This is a genomic window from Lysinibacillus pakistanensis (genome assembly GCF_030123245.1).
GTDB classification, from domain to species: Bacteria; Bacillota; Bacilli; order Bacillales_A; family Planococcaceae; genus Lysinibacillus; species Lysinibacillus pakistanensis.
Genome location: NZ_CP126101.1, coordinates 5,159,232 through 5,179,680 on the forward strand (window position 1 = coordinate 5,159,232; position 20,449 = coordinate 5,179,680).

Annotated in this window: 19 protein-coding genes; 11 read left to right on the forward strand and 8 right to left on the reverse strand. The window is 33.3% G+C overall.

The window, feature by feature from the left end; all coding sequences use genetic code 11:
- Positions 1-26: 26 nt before the first annotated feature.
- Positions 27-251, reverse strand: a complete 225-nt coding sequence (locus QNH24_RS25745) for a hypothetical protein (protein WP_054771635.1) — start codon at positions 249-251, stop codon at positions 27-29.
- A gap of 212 nt (positions 252-463) precedes the next feature.
- Here QNH24_RS25745 and psiE point away from each other — a divergent pair, with 212 nt between their 5' ends.
- Complete coding sequence (gene psiE, locus QNH24_RS25750) at positions 464-919, forward strand: phosphate-starvation-inducible protein PsiE (protein WP_283870134.1); 456 nt, start codon at positions 464-466, stop codon at positions 917-919.
- Positions 920-949: 30 nt separating this feature from the next.
- Here the strand turns inward: psiE and QNH24_RS25755 are convergent, their stop codons facing one another.
- The gene (locus tag QNH24_RS25755) at positions 950-2,206 is read right to left on the reverse strand and encodes a GNAT family N-acetyltransferase (protein WP_283870135.1); all 1,257 of its coding nucleotides are present in this window, start codon (positions 2,204-2,206) and stop codon (positions 950-952) included.
- Positions 2,207-2,489: 283 nt separating this feature from the next.
- Here QNH24_RS25755 and QNH24_RS25760 point away from each other — a divergent pair, with 283 nt between their 5' ends.
- Both QNH24_RS25760 and QNH24_RS25765 read left to right on the forward strand, forming a co-directional pair.
- Positions 2,490-3,503 (forward strand): hypothetical protein, encoded by a 1,014-nt coding sequence (locus QNH24_RS25760; RefSeq protein WP_283870136.1) that lies wholly within the window; start codon positions 2,490-2,492, stop codon positions 3,501-3,503.
- Between the two features lie 254 nt (positions 3,504-3,757).
- Positions 3,758-4,897, forward strand: coding sequence for a PP2C family protein-serine/threonine phosphatase (locus QNH24_RS25765; RefSeq protein ID WP_283870137.1), 1,140 nt, complete (start codon positions 3,758-3,760; stop codon positions 4,895-4,897).
- A 52-nt stretch (positions 4,898-4,949) separates the two neighbouring features.
- Here the strand turns inward: QNH24_RS25765 and QNH24_RS25770 are convergent, their stop codons facing one another.
- Together QNH24_RS25770 and QNH24_RS25775 are read right to left on the reverse strand one after the other, a co-directional pair.
- A complete protein-coding gene (locus QNH24_RS25770; RefSeq protein ID WP_283870138.1) occupies positions 4,950-5,801 on the reverse strand; it encodes a CheR family methyltransferase in 852 nt (283 codons plus the stop codon).
- Positions 5,802-5,803: 2 nt separating this feature from the next.
- Positions 5,804-8,530 carry an ATP-binding protein gene (locus tag QNH24_RS25775; RefSeq protein WP_283870139.1) on the reverse strand — a complete coding sequence of 909 codons (2,727 nt, stop codon included), beginning with the start codon at positions 8,528-8,530 and terminating at the stop codon, positions 5,804-5,806.
- A 248-nt stretch (positions 8,531-8,778) separates the two neighbouring features.
- On the opposite strand from QNH24_RS25775, the gene QNH24_RS25780 reads away from it, so the two are divergent.
- Positions 8,779-9,969, forward strand: a complete 1,191-nt coding sequence (locus QNH24_RS25780) for a M14 family metallopeptidase (RefSeq protein WP_283870140.1) — start codon at positions 8,779-8,781, stop codon at positions 9,967-9,969.
- Positions 9,970-10,617: 648 nt separating this feature from the next.
- On the opposite strand, the gene QNH24_RS25785 is transcribed toward QNH24_RS25780, so the two are convergent.
- A complete protein-coding gene (locus tag QNH24_RS25785) occupies positions 10,618-11,607 on the reverse strand; it encodes a hypothetical protein (RefSeq protein WP_283870141.1) in 990 nt (329 codons plus the stop codon).
- A gap of 170 nt (positions 11,608-11,777) precedes the next feature.
- Between QNH24_RS25785 and QNH24_RS25790 the strand changes: the two genes are divergently transcribed.
- The 7 genes from QNH24_RS25790 (at position 11,778) to rpoN (ending at position 17,367) form a co-directional block, all read left to right on the forward strand.
- Complete coding sequence (locus QNH24_RS25790; RefSeq protein ID WP_283870142.1) at positions 11,778-12,632, forward strand: helix-turn-helix domain-containing protein; 855 nt, start codon at positions 11,778-11,780, stop codon at positions 12,630-12,632.
- A 136-nt stretch (positions 12,633-12,768) separates the two neighbouring features.
- Entirely contained in the window at positions 12,769-13,197 is a 429-nt protein-coding gene (locus QNH24_RS25795) for a hypothetical protein (protein ID WP_283870143.1), read from the forward strand.
- Between the two features lie 515 nt (positions 13,198-13,712).
- Positions 13,713-14,042, forward strand: coding sequence for a PadR family transcriptional regulator (locus tag QNH24_RS25800; protein WP_054771633.1), 330 nt, complete (start codon positions 13,713-13,715; stop codon positions 14,040-14,042).
- On the forward strand, positions 14,039-14,446 hold the full coding sequence (locus tag QNH24_RS25805; protein ID WP_283870144.1) for a permease prefix domain 1-containing protein: 408 nt from the start codon (positions 14,039-14,041) through the stop codon (positions 14,444-14,446). Before QNH24_RS25800 ends, QNH24_RS25805 begins: the two co-directional genes overlap by 4 nt.
- A gap of 5 nt (positions 14,447-14,451) precedes the next feature.
- Entirely contained in the window at positions 14,452-15,111 is a 660-nt protein-coding gene (locus QNH24_RS25810) for a hypothetical protein (protein WP_283870145.1), read from the forward strand.
- Between the two features lie 357 nt (positions 15,112-15,468).
- Entirely contained in the window at positions 15,469-15,882 is a 414-nt protein-coding gene (locus tag QNH24_RS25815) for a MarR family winged helix-turn-helix transcriptional regulator (protein ID WP_054771632.1), read from the forward strand.
- 225 nt (positions 15,883-16,107) lie between these two features.
- A complete protein-coding gene (gene rpoN, locus QNH24_RS25820) occupies positions 16,108-17,367 on the forward strand; it encodes an RNA polymerase factor sigma-54 (protein ID WP_283870146.1) in 1,260 nt (419 codons plus the stop codon).
- A gap of 83 nt (positions 17,368-17,450) precedes the next feature.
- Here the strand turns inward: rpoN and aroE are convergent, their stop codons facing one another.
- Genes aroE through QNH24_RS25835 form a run of 3 tightly spaced genes read right to left on the reverse strand, consistent with a single transcriptional unit; the run spans position 17,451 to position 20,448 of the window.
- Positions 17,451-18,269, reverse strand: coding sequence for a shikimate dehydrogenase (aroE, locus tag QNH24_RS25825; RefSeq protein WP_283870147.1), 819 nt, complete (start codon positions 18,267-18,269; stop codon positions 17,451-17,453).
- An 11-nt stretch (positions 18,270-18,280) separates the two neighbouring features.
- Positions 18,281-19,699, reverse strand: a complete 1,419-nt coding sequence (locus QNH24_RS25830) for an aldehyde dehydrogenase family protein (RefSeq protein ID WP_283870148.1) — start codon at positions 19,697-19,699, stop codon at positions 18,281-18,283.
- On the reverse strand, positions 19,696-20,448 hold the full coding sequence (locus QNH24_RS25835) for an SDR family NAD(P)-dependent oxidoreductase (RefSeq protein WP_283870149.1): 753 nt from the start codon (positions 20,446-20,448) through the stop codon (positions 19,696-19,698). Before QNH24_RS25835 ends, QNH24_RS25830 begins: the two co-directional genes overlap by 4 nt.
- Position 20,449 lies beyond the last annotated feature (1 nt).

The following is a 20,449-nucleotide window of genomic DNA, read 5'->3' on the forward strand; positions in this document are numbered from 1 at the left end:
AGCATAATTATATAAATCTTAGAGAATTACAGTTTATTAATTACACCGTGTAAAGTTTCCTTTAATTCTGCATCATGGTCAGAAAGTTCTACAAGGTTTCCTAAACGTTCACGTAGCACAGGGCGTTCAATTACTAGCTTTTCATCAAGTACTTGTACTAGTAACTCAATAATAAGACGATCGCGAACATTTAACGCTTCTTCTAAACGTTCTGGTGTAATTTTTGCATTTGAATTTGCAGCTTTTGCCATTTTAAAAACCCCTTTTATAATTTATATTCATGCACATCTATTTTAGCATACCGCTAAATTAATTTGAAAACATTCTTTCAATAAAATATACCAAAACTTTACAAAAATGTATAAAGACATTAACGATTAAATGTTATATTCAAATCATAATCGCCAGACGATCAACCATATAATTATGTTATATCGTCTCTTATAATGATTGGAGGAATTAGATGGATCAAAACAACTCAACCTATCAACAACTAATTAAGGCTGTGCCAAAGTCTTTACAATTGTTTCTTAATGTTTGTCTCATACTTCTTGCGCTTATATTATCCTTCCTACTTTTTAAAGAACTGATCGAATTCCTTAAAATTATCATTTTCTCTAAGGATAAAGGCGACTATAAGCTTTTCCTCGCAAATATTCTTCTATTCTTTTTATATTTTGAATTCATCACAATGATTGTTAAATATTTTAAGGAGGACTATCATTTCCCTCTCCGATACTTTATATATATTGGTATTACAGCCATGATTCGATTAATTATTGTTGAGCATGACCACCCCATCAATACCTTAATTTATTCACTTATTATTTTAATATTAATTATAAGCTATTTTATTATTAACATTACACCACTGGAACGACCAGTACGTTCTACCCTCTTTATGAAAAAAGAAAAATAGTACGCATGGGGATGCCCACCTATGGCTTCCCTAAAATGCTGTAATACACATCGGTTTATCATAAACATAGAAGAGTTGATGTAATTTCTGAATATATTGCTCATTACTAATCTTCACCTTACTGAGCATAAATAGCTCTTGTACTGTAACAACTCCCATAGCTAGAGAGGAAAGTTCTGCAATATCTATTATCATCTCCACGTCGCATTTATGATTGTCTACTATTGTCATATTGCCATCAACTGTTTTCATAACGATTTGCTGATTATTTTCTGGGAGTAAAGAATCCTCTACAGTAAGCTTAAATGTTAAAGTTTGATTATTGAAATTATGTGTTTTTAACTCCTCAAAAAAGCCTCTGGCATTGATAATACGATACATCAAGCCAACTCCTGACACAGTGCTTGCATGATAGACACTTGGGATTAAATGATTCGATCCATTTCTTACATCTCCTAAAAAGAAATGAATATTTTCTTCTTGGGTGTTCCATTCAATTCGAGCAACCTGATCGGCTTGGCTATTTAAAAATGTGCTAAGTTCTAATAATGCCTCTGGTGTTTCATAAATCAACTCTTTAATAACTAAATTGTTAAGCAGGAAATTCGTATCACTTTGTTTAGTAAAGGAAAATACTATATAACCTTGAATGGTATCTCCTTTTTCAACAGCAATCACATAATTTTGAGGATTTTTAAATATTGCTGCGAGCTCCGATTCGGTTTTTAAAAACATACCATGCCTTTTCATTGTAACTCTTTTATAGCAATCTGCTAATTTATGCTGATCCTGCACTGTTAAATACTTAAGATGCTTTTTGGTTGGACCTTTCGGAAAGCTGGAAGGCTCTACTAAGTATTGATGTACTTTAGGTCCATAGCCAAAGCCCATTTTTTTATAAAAATCAGGTCTAAAAGGATATAATGCTACAAAGTGTACTTGTTTTTCTAAAAATACTTTAAAAAAGTGTTCTATTAATTCCTTAGCAATCCTCTCTTTTTTGCGAAGTAAATCGACCGCAACTAAACCAACCCCTCCAACTGGAATTATTTTAGAAAGTAGATTCATTTCAAAATCATGAAGTCTCATACCACCAACCAGTTTATTTTCTTCCCATAATCCATAATAATGAATAGCTTCATCATTGTTTTGATTATGGATAAAAAGTGCCTTTAATTGTTCTTTTGTTGGCTGTGAGCAGTCCAGCATTCCCGGATAAGCACCAATTACAATGTCGACAAATTGCAAAAAATCTTCTTCATCCCATAATTTATCTACCACTCGCATATTCATCCCCCTTTTCATTTATTGCAATTTAAAAAATTGTTCATAATCATATTTTTCACATTAATTTTAACTTTCGATAATAACATATATTACCACGAGTTAAAATAATACTGTATGATGACAGTGAGATGATCTAAGCTGGGCATCCTGCCGGGATCATTTCTCCATTATTCACCTTCCTGAAAAAGTCAATGCGTCCGGATTTTGAATTGTGCCTGCACAATTCATTCCTTCTAAAATCTGTTGAATGAGATAAATAATTTATTGAAGGGAGACACTTAGAATGGATTTAATTGATGTCTATATTCATGAAGTTACAAAAAGGATAAGCAAAACGAAACGGGATGAAATTAGTTCTAAGCTAAAATCTACCATCGAGAAAATGTTACCTGAAGATTATACAGAATCAGATGTAAAGGAAGTTCTTATAAAGCTAGGAAATCCTATTGAGGTCGCAGCAAGTTACAGGGATTCACCAAACTTTTTAATTGGCCCACAAATATTTGACACGTATATTCGGACAATAAAATTAATCGTCCCTTGGGCCATACTTATTACTGTAATCGTTCATGTGGTAGAAAATATTGTACGCTACAGCGGAGAAGATGCCCTTTTATCTACTGTGATTAATGCTTTTTCTATCACTATGGTAAATGTTATCACAGTGATATTACACGTGCTGTTCTGGATTACAGTTTCTTTTATTATAATTGAACGCTCAGGTAGTGATGTTCCAATACCTTTTATAAAAAAACAAAAGCCTTGGACTCCAGATGATTTATTAAATAGTAAAGTTATCCCAAAAGATAAAACTATATCACTTCCTGATATTATTTTTAGCTTAATAGGTATTACCGTTTTTTCGTTTATCTATTTTAATGCAAATCACCTTTTAGGAATCTACTCTTCGCACGATAGAGGTGGATTGAAATTTGTTATGCCTATATTCAACCAAAATGTGTTACTGTCCTTTGCGCCGGTCGTTTTGATATGTATAGCTTTAAGCATAGCTTTAGCATTATTTAAATTAAAAGCGGGTCAATGGACTTTTCTAATTGCTGTCCTAAATGCTGTCCTTCAATGTTTAGGGACCATTGTCTTTATTCTTATGGTTAATCGACCTGATTTCATACACAGTGCAGCTTTACCCTATATAGCTGCAATTACAGATACAACCTCTGCTAAGGTTTTGTTTGCTATAGATCGCATATTACTAGTCACTGTTGCTATTACCATCATAGCCAATGTAGTTGATATTTATGGCGGCTTTAAAAAGGCACGAATTCAGCAGGATTAGACATATTGCTATTTGAAGTACATGAACTATACACCTATTTATTCACTAAAGGCGGCTTTTTTTAGTACGCTCCTTTCATTGTTTCTCTTACAATATTTTATGAATAACCAAGACTTAATACCTAGTAAAATACTCCTTCTAAAACACAAAAATACCATTATTCTCTATTGTTTTGTATAATAATGTAGTTGAGAGTTTTTAAATACACATATATTAATAATCTGCGCAACAGTACAGAATAAGGGGAAATAGTTATGACCATTCTTCTTGTAGATGATAATCAAGTAAATCTATTTGTAATTGAAAAAATTTTAAAAAATGCAGGTTATGATAACTGTGTTTCATTAGCATCTGCTTATGAGCTTTTTGACTATTTACAGCTTGATGTCCAAGATTCGACAGGAAATTCTGTAGATTTAATTTTATTAGATATTATGATGCCAGAGATAGATGGTATTGAAGCCTGTAAACGTATTAAGAAAAATGAAAGATTCAAGGACATTCAAATTATCTTTGTCACCGCTCTAGAAGATAAAAACAAACTTGCTGAGGCCCTGGATATCGGTGGGGTGGATTATATTACAAAGCCGATAAATAAAACGGAGCTTCTTGCTAGAATTCGTGTGGCCCTACGATTGAAGGCTGAATTAGATTGGCATACACAGCAGGAAAAGAAAATACAATACGAATTAGATTTAGCAACGCATGTCCAAAGAAGTCTACTGAGTCCACCATTAAATGAGAATAATATTCAAATAGCGGTATCCTACCTACCCTCCTCTAATTTGGCAGGGGATATGTATTATTGGCACAAAATAAATGATCACCGCTATGCTGTTATTTTACTTGATATGATGGGACATGGGATTTCGGCAGCACTTGTCTGTATGTTCATCTCTTCGGTTCTTAGAGAAGCTGTCAAACAATTGATAGAGCCTGAATTAGTCATAAAAGAATTGAACCGCTATATGACACTTTTAAGAAATGGGAAGGAAGACAATCTTTATTACTTTACGGCGATTTATTTAGTGATGGATACAGAACAAAAAACAATCGAATATGTAAATGCCGGCCATCCTTCTGGCTATGCCCTTATTGATGAAAAGACACTTGTTCCATTAAATCAAGGTAGCTGTGCAGTCGGCTTTTTTGATGAAATTGAAGTAAAAAAACAAAGAATACAATACGAGCATGATATACAAATAATTCTCTTTACAGATGGTGTATTAGAGGCGATGGGACCTTGTGAGATAGAGTCTGAGAAACATCTGCAAACGCTAACATCTGCAAAGTGGGATTATACACAATGTCTGATTGATAATTTATTACCTAAAGAGAAGCAAGACAATCAGCCTGATGATATGTGTGTATTAATTATTCAAGCACATGCTTAAAAAAATAATCCGCCTATCTTTCTGTGAATCTAGAAAGATAGGCGGATTTTCATTAATTGATCTTTTGATATATTCTTTCATTGCCTACAAATTCTTTATATTTTTCCATAATATCATCAAAGCGCAGTGTCTCCTTATCACCTAAGCATAAAAAACCCTTTTCACTAAGACTTTCATAAAATAACTGATGAACCTTGCTTTGTAGCGCCTGTGAAAAATAGATTAAAACATTTCTGCACAAAATAATATGGAATTCATTAAATGATTGATCCGTAACTAAATTATGCTGTGCAAAAATAATATTTTTTAATAGGGAAGGATGGAAATACGCAAACTGATAATCTGTTTTATAGTACTCAGAAAATGCATCATTACCACCTGCAAGCATATAATTTTTAGTATATGCTTGCATTTTGTGTATAGGGAAAGCACCTTTTTTTGCTTTTTCTAATACTTGTTCATTCATATCTGTTGCGTAAATAACCGCCTTATCAATGAGCTGCTCTTCCTTTAGCAAAATTGCCATAGAGTATACTTCCTCACCCGTTGCACATCCTGCATGCCATATGCGTATTTCAGGATAATTATGTAAATATGGAATAACCTCCTGACGAAATACTTTAAAAAAACTTGGATTACGGAACATCTCAGTGACATTGATGGAAAAATCATTTAATAGCTGCTCTAGAAACTGTTGGTCGTGTATCACCTTTTCAAGCACTCTAGAAACGGTTGGGATATTATTGATTCTCATTCTATTCAAGATTCTTCGTGTTATGGAAGAACGATTATAATCCCTGAAATCAAAGCCGGATAAACGATAAACTGCCTCCAATAATAAGTCAATTTCTAAATTTGTATGCTTATTTTGTAGTTTTTGCTCCAAGGGCTGAAATTGATCCATGCTTATGAACTCCCTTTAGAAACTAACCATACTCTTAAAACGGATAAGAGTTGATCTAAATTTAATGGCTTACTAATGTAATCTGAAGCTCCTGCCTCTAATGATTTATCACGATCATTTTTCATGGCCTTCGCCGTTAAAGCGATAATCGGTAAATCCTTCAGTTTCATTTGTTGTCTAATAATAGACATCGTTTCGTAGCCATCCATATTAGGCATCATAATATCCATAAGAATAAGATCTACTTCCTGATTAGCTTGCATAATATCTAAGCACTCTATCCCATCTTTGGCAACTAAGATATTCATGCCTCTTTTTTCAAGCGCTGTTTTTAGTGCATAGATATTACGATAATCATCATCTACTATTAATATAGTTTTCCCTTGAAATACCTCTACCTCTGTAACTTCAGGTAACTCTTCTTCTATTTCATGTATCTCTGTTGTAGCTCCAACCTCATGAATAGCCAATTCAAGACATTGCTCCTCCTGAATTCCATTAGGTAGGCTTGGAATTGTCAGTGTGAAGCTACTACCATGCCCTTCTTCACTCTGTAAAGAAACCCAACCTCCAAGTAGTTTGGCAAATTCTTTACAAATTGACAGGCCAAGACCTGTACCGCCATATTTCCGTACTGTTGCACCGTCTGCCTGTTGGAACGATTCAAATATTAGTTGATGCTTGTCCTTAGGAATACCTATGCCAGTATCTGAAACTGTAATCTCTAACCAATCAGCACTTATATTCTGCATATTGTTTGTCAACTGCTCTTCTTTTAATTGTTTAATAGCAAGTGTTACGGAACCTTGCTCTGTAAATTTGAAAGCATTTGATAATAAATTTTTTAGGATTTGCTGGAATCTCTTTTCATCCGTATAGAAAATATCCACTACATTTTCTGCTTTTGAAATATGGAACTGTAAATGCTTTTTCATTGCTACAGGTGCAAATGTCTGCTCGATTTGTAGAGGAATCTCACTCATATTTACTTCGTCAAACATTATGTCCAGCTTTCCTGCCTCTACCTTTGATAAATCTAAAATATCATTTATGAGTACAAGTAAATCCTCACCAGAGGAATGGATAACCTTCGCAAATTCAGCCTCCTCTTCCGTTAGATTACTTTGACTATTTTCTGCCAGCATTTCTGATAAAATTAAGATACTATTTAATGGTGTTCGTAACTCATGTGACATATTGGCTAAAAACTCGGATTTATAATTGGAATTGAGTAACAGTTGTTCAGCACTCTTCTCTAATTCCTTTTTTGCTTTTGCTAGCTCTCGCGATTTGGACTCTGCCTCTTTCGTTCTTTCCTCCAACTGTTCATTAATCATTGTTAGCTCTTCTGTTTGCATTTGTAATTCTTCTGATTGTGTCTGTAGCTCCTCCGATTGTACTTGTAATTCTTCTGTCATCGCTCTAGATTCATTAAGCAAGCGTACAATTTCCATACGTCCTACGACACTATTCACTGTTAAGCCAAACGTTTCGACTACTTGCTTGACTAATTCCAGCTGAAGCTTACTGAAGTCCGTCATAGTCGCCAATTCAACAACTGCTATTACGTCCTTCTCAAATATAACTGGGATAATAAGAATACTTTTAGGTGGTACTTCTCCTAAGCCTGTTCCTATTAAACGAAATTCATCTGGAATATCCTTATAAATTAAAATCTTTTTTTCCAAGGCACATTGTCCAATTAAGCCCTGTCCAAGTTTAAAGCTATCCTTTCCTACATCAGTACTTGTACCAGCAAATGCAGCTTTTTTCACATATTGAATATCATCTTCTGTTGTTTCACGAATATAAAAGGCACCAAGAGAGGATTGTGTCTTCTGTGCCATTTCAGAAAGGAAGGTTTCGGCTAATTTTGTAATGACCGAAATACCTTGATATTTAGTGACAATGTCCGCAATATTTGACTGTAGCCATTCTCTTTTTTCAATCGAATCTAAAAGCTCATTTGTAGCATCGGCAAGGGTATTTATTTCATCATTGGTTTTCACATAAATTCTGCCCTTTTGATTGCTTTTAGAAGCTGCAATTTCTTTAATTGTTTGAGTAACCTCTGTTATCGTTTTCACAATTGAGCGGGAAATTCCACTAGCGATTACAATAGAGATTACCGAAACAAGTACCAACAGCCCAAATAAAGCACTCGTTATATTGCTATTTCGCTTGTCTAATTGATTTGCCTTAGTTTGAGTAAATGCATTTTCAGCTAATCTAAATGCAGTAAATTGTTTCCGCATTGTTTCCACATCTTTGCGACCAACATCGACCTTAAAAAATTCCTTTAACGCAGCAGTGTTATTTTCCTTCTTCATTAAAAGTGTTGGATTACCAGACGTTGCAATCCAATGCTCTATCGTTACCTCTATTTCCTTGAGCTTCTCTTGTTGCTTAGGTTTATTATCTAAGAGCTGATAGAGATCATTAAAATCAATTTTCCAGTTTTCAGCAGCACTATTATAAGGCTCTAAATAGCTTTCATCCCCAGTAATGATAAATCCTCGTTGACTTGATTCCATATCCAAGATGTATTTTTCAATTCGGTTGGTTAACTCCTGAACTTGAGAATCATATTTTATAATAAAATTTCTTTCTTTTTGTAAAGCAGTAATTTGATTATTTAAGAAAACTACTGATGCAAGTAAACAAAGTATGATAACAATATAACCTAATGTAATTTTAGTTCGTATACCTAGCTTTAATATATTGAGCATTTGTTTTCCTACCTTTGCCTGTCATATTCATCTATTATTAGTATAATTGTATTATTAAATATAACCAAGAATCCCCTCTTTTTTGCTCCTTGTTCATATAATGTTATCATGATGTACAAAGGGGTATGTATATCAGGAAGACTCTTCATCACAAAAATGATGTGAATTTCGCTTTCTTCTATTAATAAATCGTGTCATTTTTCATATACATTTTATATTGAAGTATTTTGACTAAGGAGAGAATATTTGTGGACATTTTCGTAAGATCTGGTGATTCACTTTGGCGTTATAGCGAAGTATTTAAAATCCCCCTCCAATTAATTATAGATTCGAATCGAAATATGAACCCCCAGTTTTTAAGGGTTGGACAGCGTATTCGAATTCCAGGGTATATTACTAACGACTATCAATTAAGGCAGGGAGATTCATTTTGGCAAATTGCCCAAAATAGAAATATCCCATTAACAGCCCTTTTACTTGCTAATCCTGATCTTAACCCAAATGCCCTTCAAATAGGTCAAACCATTCGAATTCCTCAACAAATTACTTGGAGGATTATCAATGGACAGCAAAGGTACGACTATAGCATCATGATGAATGATCTAAACAAACTCCTTGATGCTTATCCTTTTCTACAAAGCTCAACAATCGGCCATTCTGTGCTAGGACATGAAATTCCAGAGATTCAAATTGGTAGCGGATTAAAACGAATTCATTATAACGGCTCCTTCCATGCAAATGAATGGATCACAACTCCCATTATTTTAACATTTTTAAATGACTACCTACTTTCACTCACCAATCAAAATACGATACGAGGTATCTCTACACTTCCACTTTATCAACAAACATCCCTTTCTATAGTTCCGATGGTCAATCCTGATGGTGTCAACTTAGTAATACAAGGGCCACCTGAAGACGAAGCATTAAGAAATCAACTAATCAATTGGAACAATGGGAGCAACAATTTCTCAGGTTGGAAAGCCAATATACATGGCATTGATTTAAATGATCAGTTCCCTGCGAAATGGGAGCTAGAAAGTGCACGTAATCCTAAAACACCTGGGCCAAGGGATTATGGTGGAGAACGACCTTTATCGGAGCCAGAGGCCATTGCTATGGCTGATTTAACAAAGAAGCGAGATTTTGCAAGAGTTCTTGCCTTTCATACACAGGGAAGAGTAATTTATTGGGGCTTTGAAAACTTGGAGCCTCCTGAGTCTAAAATTCTTGTTACTGAATTTAGTCGAGTTAGTGGCTATGAGCCCATCAATTCAGCTGGAAGCTATGCAGGCTATAAGGATTGGTTTATTCAGGAATGGCGCAGACCAGGCTTCACCGTCGAGTTGGGAAGTGGGATTAACCCTCTACCAATCAACCAATTTAACGACATCTATGAAGAAGCATTAGGAATCTTCCTTGCTGCGCTGTATATGTAAAGCTTTGAATTGACTAATGATTCCCTTTGCTTCAGGTACAGATAATAAGAGAACGTTGAAAAAATATAAAACAGCTTTTTCCAACTTGCCAGCTTTGAATTATGACAAATTCTCTATAATTTTGCCGTAATTCAAAGCGGTTTCTTCTACAATTATGGAATTCTAGTGAACATGCTAATTATAGAAAAGTCGATGGGCTAGGACCAAATTAAATGATTAATACTAGCCACCTTTAGTGAGGTTTATTCAAGTGGGTTCAGTAGTTGGAAGCGATCCACATAGACTATAGTGAATAAATTCAGTGCTTTCTCGGTATATACCTCTTAATTATGATTTTAGAGGAAAATATAGTAAGCAATCATTTTAAAAAAATCTCATGCCAAAAAAGGTTGTATGAGAACACAACATTATCTACCTCAAGACGAATTATAAGTTTAAAAAGATCGCTTCCTACACATTTTTCATATGTGAGAAACGATCTTATGTTATTTTTATCCAACATTCATCTGTATCTACCGTTTTTACCTTACAACAAGGGCTGTAGAAAGTCATTTAAAGCTTTTTAACATGGAGAAACTCTGGATTTTATTTTTTATAAAACATCCATTATTCTAGTTTCCTCTCATTAATTTAATGATGTACTTTTGGTTAAAATTCTGATGCTTTTGGATATGTGCTACGTTTACCTGTAATATACAGATACTGTTGATAAGCAACTTTGGCGACACTAGCATCTGACCAATCGTTGTAGAAAAAGGCAAATCCACCTGATTTATATTCTTCTCTAACAGTTTGATTGTTCGGACCCAAAATATTGACATATAAAGAATAAGATTTTGTTACTGTGGGGAATCCCTCGTGTTGAACATAAAAGCCCCTACCAATATCCACTTGTTCAGCCTTTACAAATATAGTTAAGTCAGACCCTAAATATCCTTGAACCAATGCAATACCAACGCCTCCTAGAGCAGCTAGAACAGATCCATATGTAAACCCTTTCCAAAAAGCAAGAACTGCTGCAGTTACCACTGCAAATGCAGTACCTTTAGTAAATTCCATTTTCTTTACAGTTTTTGTATCACTCCAAACTACCCCTCGCATTGTATCAATAGTTTTACCACTGACAATGTTAGTACTATTTTTATACCAAGTTCCATATACCCCTGTTGCTTGTTGAATGTCCCCATAGTAATTTCTCGATGAATTACTATTTAGAGGCATTATTGAATTTTCTTCTACACTATAATTAAGATTATTAAAATTAATTTCTTCTCCTTCAATTGGTTCTTCTTTAATGCTATATTTTTCAACACGCTTAGCGTCTTCTTCAGTTAATTCAGATATAAAATCTTCGGCATTGTAGATAGTTTTATTTCCGTCCTCGTCCAAAATAGTAAAGCTCTTATTTATATAATCAATTTCCGCAATGTCTGTCATTCCTTCTGCATTAATTTCCACTGAAAGAGAAGATTTAGTTTCTGATAAAAGCTTTACACTAACAGGTTCATTGTCTATAACTAGATTAATTGTATTTTGTGAACTTTCAAAATTTGTTGCTGCTTTAGCTGGCCCAATAGAACTTAGAATAGTAAAGCTTAACAACAGGCTAGATAAAAAAAGACTAGTTTTTTTCATCATTTTCTCCACCCCTTTTTTAAAATTAACTTCCAACAATAATCCAAACGTCTGCTTGTACTTTATTCAAATGTATTTCACCCCCTTTATTTACTTATTATAGGAGGTTTTATAAGTTTCATAACGAATTATTACATATCGAATATTTTATTATTATAGAGGGTTACTTTGATATGATGATAAATACAGGAAAATTGTTTAAGGCCATTAGGAAAAATCGAGCACTTACACAAGTAGAAGTGGCTAGAAATTTAATCTCCCAAAGTACTTATTCTAAATTTGAAAGTGGAAGTCAAGATATAAGTAGTGGAATTTTTTTAGAGTTACTAAATCGATTGAACCTTTCAGTTGATGAGTTCCAATATATTTCAAACAATTACAATTATGGAGTTAAAAATAACCTTATAAAAGAGTTTTTTACGCTAAATTACAATAATATTAGAAAAATAACAATATTAGAGAAGAAAATTAACAGTTTTTTGGAAAAACAATACGACGTAGAAATAGATGATATCAGACGCATTTGTAAAGCATTCATTCAAATGAATGATAATAATTTAGAAACTGCTCAACAAATTGTCGAACCTATATGGCAACGTATTTCACTGTACGAACAATGGTATGTAAATGACCTGAAAATTATTAATTCTATTCTTTTTTTGTTCCCCATAGATAGTGTAGCCGATTTTACCAAAAACGTATTATCAAGATTAAGTGAATATAATCATTATCCAGAAGCAAAAGAATTAGAATCTGCGTTTACAGTGAATCTTTCATTGTTACTAATAAAAGGAGGGAAGTTTTCAGAAGCATTAGAAATTATAGAACATAGTCTTCTAGTTGAGAAAAAAAGACTGCACTACACTATATTAGCACTCTATTATACTAGAAAAGCGATTTGTCAATACTCCTTAGAAGTGGATAAACCATTATTTTATTTGGAAAAAGCAGCTAACCTAGTATCAATTTATGATGATTTAGAATATTGGGATTGCATTTATAAAGAATACATGTACTACACGTCATAATCTTAATTATGATTAATAACCTATAGAGATAATCGATTTTTATGCTTTAAATTTTATAATCATCTTCATGCTATGGGAGGAATAAGGTAAAGAAACAAAAATTTATTATTTGAAATTGAGGGGGAGAAATTAATTTATGACGAAGCATTACCTATATTTAATGAGTGGAATACAAACCTTTTTAGGTATCTATTTATTTTTTTTAAGTATGAAGTATGCATTTGTTGAAAGTATAATGTCACAATGTTTCTTTGTTATTATCGTGGGTTTGTTTATGATTTTTTCTATCTCCCGACAAGGGAATGAGAGTAAACTATTAATAAAAAAAAGTAATCTTTTATTATTTGGTTATCCAATCATTCTAGTTATCAGCAGTATATTAATTTTTACGTCTATTCCTGCTTATACTTATCAAGAAGCAACTCAAATTATAGAGAATCAAACAGGTAATAAAACAAACAAACCCAAAGATTACAAAGCTTCAAATGGACTTTATTATATATATACGAATGAAGGGACATATATATTTAATCCTTGGGATGGCAATTTCGCACTTTTAGATTGAGATGTTACTCAAAAGTTTTGATATTCCAAAATCCCTTTAAAACTAATTCGGTGATAGATTATAATATATCCAACTTTGGAATTTACTACTATTTTAATGGGTATAAAAATTTGTTGAATTACTTTCTTCTATGATATATCCCCTATCTCCTACTTTAACTTTACTTCTGCCTTATCATCACATGGGTAGACAGGTTTTATCCATAAAATAATAATCGCCATTAATAGATTTTGATAGGCGATTTTAGTAACTTTTTTATAATACACAGAATCCTAGTATTAGTGACCCCCCTTCTGTTTTTTAACATTCGATAATTAAATCGAAGCTTGATACATGCCTAACTGGACCATATCTCAAATCCACTTTAGGTAATTTTTCGAATAAAGTTGCTTATACTCCTCAAAAATCCCCTGCATAAAAGGGGATTTTTTATGTTTAAAATTACTTTGACAGGTAGAGTAATATTTGCTAATATTACTCTAACAGATAGAGCAATATATTGAAGTAGGTGACGTATGGTTCGAAGTGATATCATCCGCGGACACTTGGATTCCATTATTTTAAGACTCATTTTAGAGAAAGATCGTTATGGCTATGAGATTTCTCAGGAAATAAGTCTCCGCACAAATAATCGTTTTCAAATTAAAGAGGCAACTTTATACGCCGTTTTTCAACGTCTTGAAAAAAAGGAAGTTATTGAAGCCTACTTTGGGGATGTCTCCCACGGTGGCAAACGAAAATATTACCGAATTACCCCATTAGGAAAAGCTTATTTAAATGAGCTAGTGAAAGAGTGGTCGGAAGTTAAGGAAATTATCGACTTATTTATGGAGGGCTTAGAATGAAAAAAATTAAAAATCATATTGATGAGCTTTTTAAGGACTTTCCTCGTAACCACGAAACGGAAATGATCAAACAGGAAATCATTCAAAATCTTGAAGAAAAAGTATTTTACTTAATGGATCAAGGCAAAGAGGAAGAGGATGCTATTAATAAAGCTATCGTGGAATTTGGGGATATTGGGGATTTAAAACAGGAATTAGGTGTAAAAGAGCCCGAGAAGAAAAACATGTCGAGATTAAATTTGGAATTTTCTCTATGGGGTAGCGGCTTAATTATTGCATTTTTTATCTTTATAAACATTTACTATACGCCCCATATAATTTGGGCGATTTATCCTATTTTCGCTATTTTATGGTGGCCACTCGCAATGTACTTTGTTTGGTCACGGAAGAAATGGAGTGAATAAAAAACATGAAAAATTTAATTAACTTTTCCATTGCAGGTAGTTTAATGACCATGATATTTTTAGGAATCGTCAATTATACAACATCACCACAAACAGCATGGTTTATTTATCCCTGTTTATTACTATTGCTATGGCCAATTACTTTATTTTTTATGATTAAAAAAATGTATAAACAATATTCACTTATTTGCAGTGCCATAATTATTGCATTTCTTATCATTGAAAATTATTTATATTCACCCGAGCATTTATGGTTTATCTATGTGATTTATCCAATCATCTGGTGGCCAATTCTTATGTACTTGGATGAAAAAGCAAAAACCTTAAAAATTGCGCTAATAGGCTTTGCAACTACTATTATTTATTATTCCATTTTAAATATTATTTTATCCCACCCATATCCTTGGGCGATTTATCCGGCATTTTTAGTCACATGGTGGCCCTTGGCTTTATATCATGCACAAAGAAAAACATTTGTAGCATTCTCTGTTACCGCTTCAATGCTTATTATTATCTTTTTTATTACAGTAAATATTGTCTCTACACCAGGAGTTATATGGGCAATCTACCCAATTTTTGTAGTCTTGTGGTGGCCCCTAAGCATGTATTTTTATGTTTATAAAAGAAAAATGTATAGTTCAACAAATTTTACTAAACGAATCTAAACAGTTTATAACAAATCGTAAAGGGAATCTATTCTATTATAAAGCAATAAAACGGATGGTTGGTACTTTAATAAATTCAATTTGAACGAGAGCATGTTTTGAATAATACCGAAGCACGCTCTTTAGATTTGTTCTTTTTTCAGTTATTAACATCATTCATAGCATCGACATTGCAAGCTTGCCACTAGAAATACTACCCCATAGATAATAAAAGTGCTTCCCCATCATTTACCTCCTCCCCGACAGTTTCTGCCAATTTTACTACCTTATTTAAAGTCGATTATTAACTAATATTAGCTCGTATTATATACTTACTATATAATTTAATTATTAAATAATTTAACAGGCTGTGATACTATGTCAAACAACGATCAATTACCTTATGTAGAAGTCATTATGAGAGAAATGCTGGAAATCCAGCAAAAATCGAAAATGTTTGTCAATCTTCTATCTGAAGGGGAATCCTTATCTCAAAATCAACTAATTCTTTTGCTCCAGCTAAAAATAAATTCCGGTATGAAAGCAACCGAAATTGCTGATTTCTTCAGTGTGACTCCTGGTGCCGTTACATCAATGTGTGATAAGCTGGAAAAATTAGAATTAATACATCGTGTTAGAGAAAGTGGAGACCGACGTGTTGTGAAAATTGTTTTAACGAATAATGGTGAAACTAAGGTTCAAAATTTATTTTTAAAGTTCTCTCAAGAAAAACTTACTGATATGGCTAAGGTTTTGAGTGATGTTAATCAGTTAATGAAAAAAATATTTTAGGATTTCATAAAGATGAAGTCCTTTTTTATTACCCAGAAAATATGTAAGATAATTCATGAAATTCACATTATCTCATTGGTTCATTATTCACTTGCACAACTGATTTATATCATATAAACTACTAAAAAATTATTATTATTTATACCTTTCTTAATATAAATACTATTAAAAATATTCTGATTTGATTGAAGATAAATATTATAATGGAATATAAGAGGTGAGTTCATGCGTTTAGAAGTGAATCAAAAATTAGATTTAAAATTAGCTATGACAAAACAACTGAGACAAGCAATAGAGCTATTACAAATGCCTTCAGATGAGCTTGAAACATTTCTTATAGAACAATCACTATCAAACCCCTTAATTGAAGTGAAAGATAGCTTTCACTTTAAGGAAGGTTATCATACAAGCAAATATATGAATCTACCTGAAAACAATGCGGAGTACAGGATATCAAATGTAGACCAACTTTTAAGTGAAATTCGTTTAACTTATCATTCATCTGAAGATTATCAGCTTCTTCAACAGCTTATTCTAAACTTAAATGAGTTTGGCTATTTACCAAATGCAACTCAGTTATTTTCACAGTCACAATACAATCACGCTTTACAGCTTCTGAAAAATTTAGATTATGTAGGTGTGGGGGCTACAAATTTAAAGCATTGCCTACTGTTACAACTAGAAGCTTTCTATCCGGATGAATTATTTGCAAAGGAAATTATTCAATATCACTTAGAAAAATTAGCTGATCGCAAATGGAATGATATAAAAAAATGTTTACAAATAGATGAAGAAGAATTGAAATATTCTATAAATATTATAAAATCATTAAACCCAAAGCCTTTTAAACCTGATTATTCTAGTATGTCTGAAGTTGTTCGTCCCGATATCATCATTGACATTAAAGATGATTTCATTACTTACGCTTTAAGTAATTGGTTCTCCCCTTCTATTACTATGACGAAAATAGAGTCGATGTACTTATCAGCAGAAGACCAGAAACAAATGAATAAATGGGAAAAGGATTACAACTGGTTATCTCAATCCCTTGAACAACGAAGAGAGACAATGATTGCTATAATGGAATACTTAATACAAGAGCAATTGGAAGCGCTTAAAAATGGACTACAATTTATAAAACCAATGACTCTTAAGGATATATCCGTAGCTATTAATCGTCATGAATCTACTGTTAGTAGAGCAACGATGAACAAATATATTCAGGCTCCCTGGGGAACTTTCTTAATGAAAAATTTATTTTCATCTAAGGTAACTACTCATTCTGGGGAAGATATCTCTAAGGAGAAAATAAAAATACAAATTCTTGAACTTGTGAAAAATGAAAACAAGAAAAAACCATTATCCGACAACAAAATACTGGAACTCATCTGCAGCCAGGAAGAGGTTGAGCTATCTAGAAGAACTATCGCTAAATACCGAGTTGAACTAAATATCCCCTCATCCTCTAAACGAAAGGAATTGTAGAATGCAAAGAAAGGTGAAGAGAACCGCTAAGCTCTTCTTCACCTTTTGATATCTTTAAAGGGGAATTTTTTTAATGATCGTCATTATTTTCTTGTTAAGTTTTCCATCTGCTTGTAATTTACATCTTTCTGAAACCACATTTTTATTGCCTTGTGATTTTGCATAACTAGCATGGTCATACCGTTTTGTATACGGGCTCCTAAATTTTTAGCTTGCTTAAGAAATGCTGTATATTGGGGATTATAAATGACATCCGAAACAATTGCATTTTCTTTTAGCTGTATGATATTTAGAGGCATGGCATCTGTATGGGGCCACATACCTATAGGGGTAGTTTGAATGATAATATCGTATTTAACTGTTTGCTGTTCAGCTTCTTCGTAGGATAGGACCCTGACATTCGGCATATCTATCGTATTTTTCACCTTATTTACGGTACGGTTTGTTATATCAATTTCAACATCTTCAAATTGCAGGAGCTCAAAGTAGATGGATTTAGCGACTCCTCCGAATCCAATCAAAAGAATTTTCAATCCATTCAAATTTGATAGGCTAAACTCTTGTAAAAGCCCTGCTAACCACGCTTGACCATCAAAATTATATCCAATAAGCTTACCGTTCACTGCTTGAATAATATTAACAACACCAGTATTTTTAGCAGTTAAATCTAATTCATCTATATATGGAAGCACCTTCTCCTTATAGGGAATTGTAACAATTAATCCTCCTTCACGGCTGGACTTTAATTGCATCATAAAATTTTTTAATCCATCATCCTCCACTTCAAATTTTTGAAACGAGGCTTGAATATTATTCTCTTTATAGGTTTCATTTTGCAGTAAAGGCGAAAGTGAGTGCTCTAAGGGATTTCCCAAAATACCATAGACTTGAATAAATATCACCCTCTCTATTGTTATTGATTCCAAATAACTAGCTTTAACTCTGTCATTTCCTCTATAGCATATTTTACACCCTCTCGGCAGTTACCACTTTCTTTCACACCTCCATACGGCATATGGTCTACTCTAAATGTTGGTATGTCATTGATAACTACTCCACCTACTTCTAAAAGATGCATGGCTTTTGAAGCGTTTTGAATATCATTTGTAAAAATGCCTGCTTGTAATCCAAATCGAGAATCATTTATTGCATCAATAGCTTCTTGAACAGCACTAATTTTATTTACTGTCACAATTGGCGCAAAGACCTCTTGACATGATACTTTTGAAGTCGAAGGTACTTCAGCTAAAATAGTAGGCTTTAAAATATTTGCCTCTATTTGACCTCCACTAATTAATTTTGCTCCGTCTGCTATTGCCTCATCAATCCAGCTTAGGGCACGATTATTGTCCTCTAAACTAATCAGCGTCGAAATATCTGTCGTTATATTCAACGGATCTCCCAATACCAATTTCTCAGCCTTTTCTTTAAACTTTTGTAAAAATTCTTCTGCTACACTTTCATGCACATAAATTCGTTGTAATGAAATGCAAATTTGTCCTTGATTTGAAAATGCCCCAACCACACATTTATCAGTTATCATATCAATATCCGTATGTTGATCGATGATTAATCCTGCATTCGATCCTAGTTCCAAGGAGACTTTCTTTAATCCAGCACGTTGTTTTATACCTAATCCAACACCTGGGCTTCCAGTAAACGTAACCATCTTTACTTTTTCACTTTCTACCAAAACATCTCCAACTGTTCTTCCACTTCCAGTTATCAAATTAAATGCGCCTTTAGGTAAATCTGTTTGACTTAATAATTCCGCTAAAAATATGGATGATAACGGTGTTTGGGATGCTGGTTTTAGAACAACTGTATTACCCGCCGCAATTGCTGGCCCTAATTTATGTGCGACTAAATTCATCGGGAAATTGAAAGGCGTAATAGCTGCCACCACTCCTAATGGTTCACGAATTGTTAATCCAATTTTATTTACACCATTTTTGGCAGCATCGATTGGTAGAACTTCACCGTAAATTCGTTTTGCCTCTTCTGCCGCAAATTTATAAGTTTCTATTGTTCGTTCTACTTCGCCTATTGCAAATTTCAAAGGCTTCGCAGATTCTAATGAAATAATCTCTGCAGCTTTTTCTTTATTAGCAATTAATAGATTTACCAACTGTTCTAATATATTTGAGCGCTCATACGCTGTTAGGTTTCTCATTACTTTAAATGCTTCCTGTGCTGCATCGATTGCCTCTTCCACCTGCTCAGTTGAAGCCTGGGCGATATTTGCAATCGTTTGTTGTGAATAAGGTGACTTTAAATCACTATATATTTCACTTTCTCTCCATTGTCCATCAATATATAAATTTTTTCTCATCGTGATAGAACACCTCCATCGACTGGGATTAAAATTCCTGTAACATAATCAGATGCTTTGGTAGCCAAAAACATTGCCGTCCCTACAATATCTTGAGGATCACCCCATTTTTTAGATGGAATCCGGTCCTCAAATTCTTTTTTACGTACTGGATCCTGTAAAATATCAGAATTCATATCTGTTAAAATATACCCTGGGGCAATGGCATTTACTTGAATTCCATATTGAGCCCATTCATTAGATAATGATTTTGTTAATTGTAGTACTGCTCCCTTACTCGCTGAATAAGGTGAAGAATTGTACGCCCCAACAATGGATACGATGGAGCTTAGATTAATAATTTTACCTTGTCCAAATTTCTTCATTTCGACTGCAGCTAATCGACTTAATTCAAATAAAGATAGGACATTTAAGTTAAATATTTTTTGCCATGTATCTAATGGTACATCCACCGCCGGACTACGTTTAATAATACCAGCGCAGTTAATAAGAACATCTAATTTTCCATCTAATAGCTCTAAAGCTTGTTTAAAGTATAGTTTTATATTCTCGACTTCCATTAAGTCGCATTTAATATAGCCAACATTCAAAGAGCTAAGTGACGCTACTTTATCAGAAATATCTAAAACAACAATTTCAGCTCCAGCCTGCTTAAAGGCCTTAACAAATTCGTGTCCAATTCCTTGAGCCCCACCAGTTACAATTATTTTTTTCCCTTTTAGATTAAAAAGTTCAGTGAAGTCTGTCATG

What these genes read in the sequence shown, in the direction of transcription:
- QNH24_RS25745 (WP_054771635.1), bottom strand. Translation starts at nt 251, where the DNA reads ATGGCAAAAGCTGCAAATTCAAATGCAAAAATTACACCAGAACGTTTA.
- psiE (WP_283870134.1), top strand. Translation starts at nt 464, where the DNA reads ATGGATCAAAACAACTCAACCTATCAACAACTAATTAAGGCTGTGCCA.
- QNH24_RS25755 (WP_283870135.1), bottom strand. Translation starts at nt 2,206, where the DNA reads ATGCGAGTGGTAGATAAATTATGGGATGAAGAAGATTTTTTGCAATTT.
- QNH24_RS25760 (WP_283870136.1), top strand. Translation starts at nt 2,490, where the DNA reads ATGGATTTAATTGATGTCTATATTCATGAAGTTACAAAAAGGATAAGC.
- QNH24_RS25765 (WP_283870137.1), top strand. Translation starts at nt 3,758, where the DNA reads ATGACCATTCTTCTTGTAGATGATAATCAAGTAAATCTATTTGTAATT.
- QNH24_RS25770 (WP_283870138.1), bottom strand. Translation starts at nt 5,801, where the DNA reads ATGGATCAATTTCAGCCCTTGGAGCAAAAACTACAAAATAAGCATACA.
- QNH24_RS25775 (WP_283870139.1), bottom strand. Translation starts at nt 8,530, where the DNA reads ATGCTCAATATATTAAAGCTAGGTATACGAACTAAAATTACATTAGGT.
- QNH24_RS25785 (WP_283870141.1), bottom strand. Translation starts at nt 11,607, where the DNA reads ATGATGAAAAAAACTAGTCTTTTTTTATCTAGCCTGTTGTTAAGCTTT.
- QNH24_RS25790 (WP_283870142.1), top strand. Translation starts at nt 11,778, where the DNA reads ATGATGATAAATACAGGAAAATTGTTTAAGGCCATTAGGAAAAATCGA.
- QNH24_RS25795 (WP_283870143.1), top strand. Translation starts at nt 12,769, where the DNA reads ATGACGAAGCATTACCTATATTTAATGAGTGGAATACAAACCTTTTTA.
- QNH24_RS25800 (WP_054771633.1), top strand. Translation starts at nt 13,713, where the DNA reads ATGGTTCGAAGTGATATCATCCGCGGACACTTGGATTCCATTATTTTA.
- QNH24_RS25805 (WP_283870144.1), top strand. Translation starts at nt 14,039, where the DNA reads ATGAAAAAAATTAAAAATCATATTGATGAGCTTTTTAAGGACTTTCCT.
- QNH24_RS25810 (WP_283870145.1), top strand. Translation starts at nt 14,452, where the DNA reads ATGAAAAATTTAATTAACTTTTCCATTGCAGGTAGTTTAATGACCATG.
- QNH24_RS25815 (WP_054771632.1), top strand. Translation starts at nt 15,469, where the DNA reads ATGTCAAACAACGATCAATTACCTTATGTAGAAGTCATTATGAGAGAA.
- rpoN (WP_283870146.1), top strand. Translation starts at nt 16,108, where the DNA reads ATGCGTTTAGAAGTGAATCAAAAATTAGATTTAAAATTAGCTATGACA.
- QNH24_RS25830 (WP_283870148.1), bottom strand. Translation starts at nt 19,699, where the DNA reads ATGAGAAAAAATTTATATATTGATGGACAATGGAGAGAAAGTGAAATA.
- QNH24_RS25835 (WP_283870149.1), bottom strand. Translation starts at nt 20,448, where the DNA reads ATGACAGACTTCACTGAACTTTTTAATCTAAAAGGGAAAAAAATAATT.